Annotated in this window: 8 protein-coding genes; 2 read left to right on the top strand and 6 right to left on the bottom strand. The window is 66.1% G+C overall.

What is annotated here, in order from left to right:
* Window positions 1–247: 247 nt before the first annotated feature.
* Window positions 248–1,357 (bottom strand): DUF2336 domain-containing protein, encoded by a 1,110-nt coding sequence (locus ACV1FX_RS41465; protein ID WP_473123241.1) that lies wholly within the window; start codon window positions 1,355–1,357, stop codon window positions 248–250.
* 180 nt (window positions 1,358–1,537) lie between these two features.
* Window positions 1,538–2,239 carry an RluA family pseudouridine synthase gene (locus ACV1FX_RS41460; RefSeq protein WP_473123240.1) on the bottom strand — a complete coding sequence of 234 codons (702 nt, stop codon included), beginning with the start codon at window positions 2,237–2,239 and terminating at the stop codon, window positions 1,538–1,540.
* A 57-nt stretch (window positions 2,240–2,296) separates the two neighbouring features.
* Here ACV1FX_RS41460 and ftsY point away from each other — a divergent pair, with 57 nt between their 5' ends.
* Together ftsY and ACV1FX_RS41450 are read left to right on the top strand one after the other, a co-directional pair.
* Complete coding sequence (gene ftsY, locus ACV1FX_RS41455; protein WP_473123239.1) at window positions 2,297–3,241, top strand: signal recognition particle-docking protein FtsY; 945 nt, start codon at window positions 2,297–2,299, stop codon at window positions 3,239–3,241.
* A 1-nt stretch (window position 3,242) separates the two neighbouring features.
* Window positions 3,243–3,845 (top strand): septation protein A, encoded by a 603-nt coding sequence (locus ACV1FX_RS41450; protein WP_254101838.1) that lies wholly within the window; start codon window positions 3,243–3,245, stop codon window positions 3,843–3,845.
* A 139-nt stretch (window positions 3,846–3,984) separates the two neighbouring features.
* Here the strand turns inward: ACV1FX_RS41450 and ACV1FX_RS41445 are convergent, their stop codons facing one another.
* The 4 genes from ACV1FX_RS41445 to ccmB form a co-directional block, all read right to left on the bottom strand.
* Window positions 3,985–4,578 carry a DsbE family thiol:disulfide interchange protein gene (locus ACV1FX_RS41445; protein ID WP_473123238.1) on the bottom strand — a complete coding sequence of 198 codons (594 nt, stop codon included), beginning with the start codon at window positions 4,576–4,578 and terminating at the stop codon, window positions 3,985–3,987.
* Window positions 4,575–4,760, bottom strand: a complete 186-nt coding sequence (ccmD, locus tag ACV1FX_RS41440; RefSeq protein WP_473123237.1) for a heme exporter protein CcmD — start codon at window positions 4,758–4,760, stop codon at window positions 4,575–4,577. The genes ACV1FX_RS41445 and ccmD overlap by 4 nt, the downstream gene beginning before the upstream one ends.
* On the bottom strand, window positions 4,757–5,548 hold the full coding sequence (locus ACV1FX_RS41435; RefSeq protein ID WP_473123242.1) for a heme ABC transporter permease: 792 nt from the start codon (window positions 5,546–5,548) through the stop codon (window positions 4,757–4,759). Before ACV1FX_RS41435 ends, ccmD begins: the two co-directional genes overlap by 4 nt.
* A 77-nt stretch (window positions 5,549–5,625) precedes the next feature.
* On the bottom strand, window positions 5,626–6,122 hold a 497-nt coding region (gene ccmB / locus ACV1FX_RS41430; RefSeq protein WP_473123236.1), incomplete at its 5' end, for a heme exporter protein CcmB.

The raw sequence follows: 6,122 nt of genomic DNA, 5'->3' as shown, positions 1-6,122 counted from the left end.
AAAATATACTTCGACGTATCCATCCCAATACGGATAATCTGGCTCACGGACGGCTCCTGTGAATGAGTTTCTGACAACCTCATTCTGGCACACTGATGCCGTAGGGGGCCGTCCACACCATCACCCCGGGAAGAAGTTTGGCGACGATTGGTCGTTCGGGACCAGGACCGCCCGCGATCGATAGACCTCGCGGTATGGGTCCTGGCTTTCGCCAGGACGACACCGAGGATTGGTGCGGCGCCTTTACCTACGACGCCCGGACCTGCCAGAACCTGAGCGTGCGCCGGGCATTCTCCGGCGTCATCCTGGCGAAATGGCCCTTTGCCTTCGCGAGGTCGGCGGGTTTCATCGTGCCGGTGGCGTAGCGGCTTTCCAGCACGGCGCTGGTCGTCTCCCAGCTCAGCAGGGCTGCGCGGCAGGGCACCAGCAGGCCGTCATCGCGCAGGCTCTGCATCAGGGGCCGGATCACCTCGACGGTGGATCCGGACAATGCCGCCAGCGCAGCGGCGGTTTCTTCATAGCGCCGCTGTACGGCAAAGCCGAGCAGCGTTGCCTCTTTGAGCTGGCCGGTTTCCTTGAGCTTGGCAATGGCGCGCTTCGCACCTTCGAAATCGCGGATCCCCGACATCTCGCGATCGACGCCGGTCGCGACCGCTGCGATCGCGTTCTGAATCTCCTCGAACAGATGTGGCGGCGCGCGTGACAACAGGCGGGTGCGAACTGCGTCGGTTGCCGAGCGCAGCAACTCCCGGCGCAGGTCGGACGGCAGATCGACGCGCACGCCGACGCTCACGGTCAGTTCGGGGTCCTGTTCGGCCTGTCCGACGATGACGGCAAAGCCGCTCGCAGAAAGCCGGGCACCGGGATTGGCGGCAAGGCGCCGGCTGACGCTCGGATAGCGGCGCGCCAGCAGCGCGTCGGTGACGATTTCCTTCAGCCACCAGCGGCCCGCGACCGCGAGCAGATGCTGCTCGCCCTTGGTGGCTGCGATGTTGAGCAGTTCGGTCTCGTCGAGGCGCGCCGATTCCTGAAGCACGGGGCCGGCAATCCTGATCTCGTCATTGCCGGCGAGGCGGCGGATCACGGATGGGGGCGCCTGCGCGACCGGCGCAAGCTGCACGCTGATCTCGGCGAGCGCGACCCGCGCGCCCATGTCGGCGATCGAGCGCAGCTCGATGGTCTTGATCAGCCGCTCGAGCACGTCGTCGAACAGCGCGATCTGCTCGTCATTGAAGTTGCCGGCGGAGGACAGGAACAGGTCGGTGACGCGCCGCGCCGTTTCCAGGCGCTTCTCGTCCGAGCCGGCGCGAATCGCACTCTCGACTTCGTCGATGATCGATGGCTGGGCCTGCGGCATGAAGCGTTGCTCGTCCTGAGCCGGTTCGAAGAAGCTTGTTCTAAGCAACCGCTATCATTAGAGGCGAGCACTGAACGTTTCGTAAACCATCGGCGCCTGTTGGGATCAGGTTCGATTCCCGCCACAAAGGCGGCGGACTCCCTCTCCCGCTTGCGGGAGAGGTTAAGCGAACGTGCGGCGCTAATCCCCGTTCCAGCCGCAGGCGCTGAGTCGCTCCTGCATGTGCGGCGGCACAGGGGCGACCACGCGCACCGGCTCCTTGTTGCGGGAGATCGGCACCACGATCTCGCGCGAATGAAGATGCAGCCGCGGCTCGCCGAAGCGCGGGCCGTTGCCGTAGATATTGTCGCCGACGATCGGCCAGCCCTGCGCCGCGCAATGCACCCGCAATTGATGGGTGCGGCCAGTGACCGGTTCCATGGCGAGCCAGGTCACGCCCTCGCCCCGGCCCATCACCTTCCAGTTGGTGATCGCCTTCTGGCCTTCCGGGTCCGGCTTCTGCCACCAGCCGCGCTCGGCGTTGAGACGGCCGAGCGGCAGATCGATGGTGCCTTCGTCCTCGGCCGGCCCGCCCTCGACCACGGTCCAATAGGTCTTGCCGATCTTGCCGTGCTTGAACAACAGGCCGAGCGAGGCGGTGGCCTTGCGATGGCGCCCAAGCACCAGGCAGCCGGAGGTGTCCTTGTCCAGCCGGTGGGCCAGCACCGGCGGCCGCGGCAGGCCGAAACGCAGCGCGTCGAAGGATGCTTCCAAGTTCGCCCCGCCCTTGGGGCCGCGATGCACGGGAAGGCCCGCCGGCTTGTCGATCACCAGCATCAACCCGTCGCGATGAAGCACGCGCGCTATGATTTCATCCGCAGTCAACTCGGGAACATCGAGCAATATCAGGACTTTCGTTGGAGACTTTCGTTTGGGAGCCGGAACGGCTAACACGCCATCATGAACGATACCACTGACACCCCCAAACTGAGCTGGTGGCGACGCCTGTCCAACGGGCTGAAGCGCACGTCGGCCTCGCTCGGGACCGCGGTCGCCGACCTCGTCACCAAGCGCAAGCTCGATCGCGCCATGCTCGACGACATCGAGGACGTGCTGCTGCGCGCCGACCTCGGCACCGAGGTTTCCGTGCGCATCGCCGACGCGGTCGGTGCGGGACGTTACGACAAGGCGATCTCGGCGGATGAGGTGAAGGACGTCGTCGCGACCGAGGTCGAGAAGGTGCTGTCGCCGGTCGCAAAGGCGCTGCAGATCGATGCGGCGAGAAAGCCCTTCGTCATCCTCGTGGTCGGCGTCAACGGCTCCGGCAAGACCACGACCATCGGCAAGCTGTCCGCGAAGTTCGCCTCCGAGGGCCGCAAGGTGATGCTGGCGGCCGGCGACACCTTTCGTGCCGCCGCGATCGAGCAGCTCAAGGTTTGGGGCGAGCGCACGAAGACCCCGGTCATATCAGGTGCGCAGGGCTCGGATTCGGCAAGCCTCGCCTTCAACGCGCTGACGGCGGCGAAGGAGCAGGGAACCGATGTGCTCCTGATCGACACCGCGGGCCGCTTGCAGAACAAAGCCGAGCTGATGAACGAGCTCGAAAAGGTCGTGCGCGTGATTCGGAAAGTCGATGCCTCGGCGCCGCACGCGGTGCTCCTGGTGCTGGATGCAACCGTCGGCCAGAACGCGCTGTCGCAGGTCGAGGCGTTCCATCGCACGGCCGGTGTTACGGGCCTCGTGATGACGAAACTCGACGGCACCGCGCGCGGCGGCATTCTGGTGGCGCTCGCCGAGAAATTCAAACTGCCGGTGCATTTCATCGGCGTCGGCGAAGGCGTCGACGATCTCGCGCCGTTCACCGCGCGCGATTTCGCCCGGGCGATCGCCGGAATTGAGAGTTGAAATGGACAAGACCCAGCCGCATCCGCTGTTCAAGCTGGCAACCGAGCTCGGCCCGCTGCTCGTGTTCTTCTTCGTGAATTCGAGGTTCAATCTGTTCGCTGCGACCGGCGCGTTCATGGTCGCGATCGTGGCGGCGATCATCGCCTCCTATGTGGTGACACGCCACGTGCCGATCATGGCGCTGGTCACCGGCGCGATCGTGCTGGTGTTCGGCACGCTGACGCTGGTGCTGCACGACGAGACCTTCATCAAGGTCAAGCCGACCATCATCTACGGCCTGTTCGCTGCCGTGCTCGGTGGCGGTCTGTTGTTCGGCCGCTCCTTCATCGCCATCATGTTCGACCAGATGTTCAACCTGACGCCGCAGGGCTGGCGCATCCTCACCTTCCGCTGGGCGCTGTTCTTCGCCGGCATGGCTGTCTTGAACGAGATCGTCTGGCGCACCCAGAGCACGGATTTCTGGGTCAACTTCAAGGTCTTCGGCGTGACGCCGCTGACGATGATCTTTGCCATCGCGCAGATGCCGCTGACCAAGCGCTATCACATCGCGCCGGTCTCGCTGGAGGCGAGCGAGGCGGAGGCGGGGGACGTGCGGAAGGGGTAGGTCGCATGTCCCGGACGCGCGAAGCGCGAGCCGGGACCCAGGCTCTCTTCTCCAGAATTGGCGTCGTGGAGATATGGGCCCCGGCTCTGCAGCGCACCGCTCGCGCGTTGCGCAGCGTCCGGAGCACGAGAGATGCGCGCTAAGATCCCGCCTTCAACGCCTTCTCGAGCTGCGGCAGCAGCACGGTCTGCAAATTCTCCGGCGTGATCGGGCCGACCAGCTTGTAGACGATCTTGCCTTCGCGTCCGACGACGAAGGTCTCGGGCACGCCATAGACGCCCCATTCGATCGAGGCACGGCCGTTGGCGTCTGCGCCGACGAGGCCGAACGGATTGCCGTAGCGGCCGAGGAAGCGGCGCGCATTGTCGGGCGTGTCCTTGTAATTGATGCCGACGAGCTGGAAGCGCTTGTCCCTGGCAAGCTCGGTCAATAGCGGCGCCTCGTCGTGACAGGGCACACACCAGGACGCCCAGACGTTGACCAGGCTGACCTTGCCAATGAACGCGGCCGGGTCGAGGCCCGGCACCTGCGCGCCGCCTGCTTGCAGGCCGTCGAGCTGCGGCAGCGTGGTCTGTGGCGCCGGCCGGCCGATCAGTGCCGAGGGGATGCGTGAGGGATCGCCGCTGCCGAGCCGGACCCAGAACAGCAGCGCAAGGCCGATGAAGGCGAGCAGCGGCAGCACCACCAGGAAGGTGCCGCGCGCCGGCGTGGCGGAGGTCGAGTGCTCGCTCATCGCAACTCCGTTGCGCTGCGGCCCGAACGGCGGGTGACGCCGCTCCTGTCGAGCTCGCGCAGGCGCTGTGTCTGGTTGCGATGGTCGAGGATGATCCAGCCGATCAGGATCGCCACCACGACGGCCGCGGCGAGATAGGACGTCACGATGAAGGACGCGTAGGGGCCGAGCGACATTGTCATGTTGCTCCGACTTCTTTTGATGCGTTTTCCTCACGCAAACCGGCGCCGGCGTCTCTCGAAAACGCCATGCGGCTCGCCTGCATCATTTGCAGGGAGCGGACCCGGCGGCGCAGAATCTCGTTGCGCATCGCCGCCAGGTGCAACGTCACGAACAAAAGCGTGAAGGCGACCGCCATCACCAGCAGCGGAATCAGGAAGGCGCGGTCGAGCGTCGAGCCGCCCATGCGCATCACCGAGGCCGGCTGATGCAGCGTGTTCCACCAGTCGACCGAGAACTTGATGATCGGCAGATTGATCGCGCCGACCAGCGTCAGCACCGCGGCTGCGCGCGCCGCGCGCGAGGGATCTTCGACCGCGCGCCACAGCGCCATCAGGCCGAGATACATCAGGAACAGGATCAGCACCGAGGTCAGCCGCGCGTCCCATTCCCAATAGGTGCCCCACATCGGCCGGCCCCACAGCGATCCCGTGAGCAGTGCGAGGAACGTGAAGGCAGCGCCGATCGGCGCGGCGGCCTTCGCGGCGACGTCGGCGAGCGGATGCCGCCACACCAGCGTGCCGAGCGAGGCCACGCTCATGACGCCCCAGACGAACATCGACAGCCACGCATTCGGCACGTGGATGAACATGATCTTCACCGTGGCGCCCTGCTGGTAGTCGTCGGGCGCGAGCGCCGATTGATAGAGGCCGAGCGCCATCAGGATCACGGTCGCGCCCGCAAGCCACGGCAGCACGCGCGCCGTCAGCGCAAGGAACCGCGAGGGGTTGGCGAGGTCGATCAGCGTCATGGTCACCTGATAATCATGGCGAGGGGCCGCAGGCAATCAGCACGAAAGTGCGAAGCGAAAGTTGATCGGGGTCAAGATCAGTCCAATCCGTGCCGGAGGCTCGCCGCCGCGGCAAAGGGGCCGATCACAAGGCTGACGAGCGACAGCGCGCACAGGATCGAGAACGGTGCGCCGAACGACATTGGCCCGACGATCGCGGCCTGCGAGGCCGCAACGCCGAAGATCAGCACTGGAATCGACAGCGGCAGCACCAAGACCGCCATCAACAGGCCGCCGCGATGCAGCGTCACCGCCAGCGCCGCGCCGATCATGCCGGTGAAGGTCAGGGCCGGCGTTCCCGCCAGCAGCGTCAGGGCCACCGCGCCGGTTGCGACCATGTCGAGATTGAGCAGGAGGCCCAGCACGGGGGTTGCGACGATCAGTGGCAGGCCGGCGGCCAGCCAATGCGCCAGCGCCTTGGCGGCGCAGGCGAGTTCCAGCGGCGTCCGGCTCATCGTGATGAGGTCGAGTGAGCCGTCCAAAAAGGGGGGGGGGGGGGGGGGGGGGGGGGGGGGGGGGGGGGGGGGGGGGGGGG

The organism is Bradyrhizobium ingae (assembly GCF_055791185.1).
This window is presented reverse-complemented; position numbering and strand designations above follow the sequence as displayed.

Excerpts from the sequence above, each read along its gene's own strand:
- ACV1FX_RS41465 (WP_473123241.1), bottom strand. The coding sequence starts at position 1,357 with ATGCCGCAGGCCCAGCCATCGATCATCGACGAAGTCGAGAGTGCGATT.
- ACV1FX_RS41450 (WP_254101838.1), top strand. The coding sequence starts at position 3,243 with ATGGACAAGACCCAGCCGCATCCGCTGTTCAAGCTGGCAACCGAGCTC.
- ftsY (WP_473123239.1), top strand. The coding sequence starts at position 2,297 with ATGAACGATACCACTGACACCCCCAAACTGAGCTGGTGGCGACGCCTG.
- ccmD (WP_473123237.1), bottom strand. The coding sequence starts at position 4,760 with ATGACAATGTCGCTCGGCCCCTACGCGTCCTTCATCGTGACGTCCTAT.
- ACV1FX_RS41435 (WP_473123242.1), bottom strand. The coding sequence starts at position 5,548 with ATGACGCTGATCGACCTCGCCAACCCCTCGCGGTTCCTTGCGCTGACG.
- ACV1FX_RS41445 (WP_473123238.1), bottom strand. The coding sequence starts at position 4,578 with ATGAGCGAGCACTCGACCTCCGCCACGCCGGCGCGCGGCACCTTCCTG.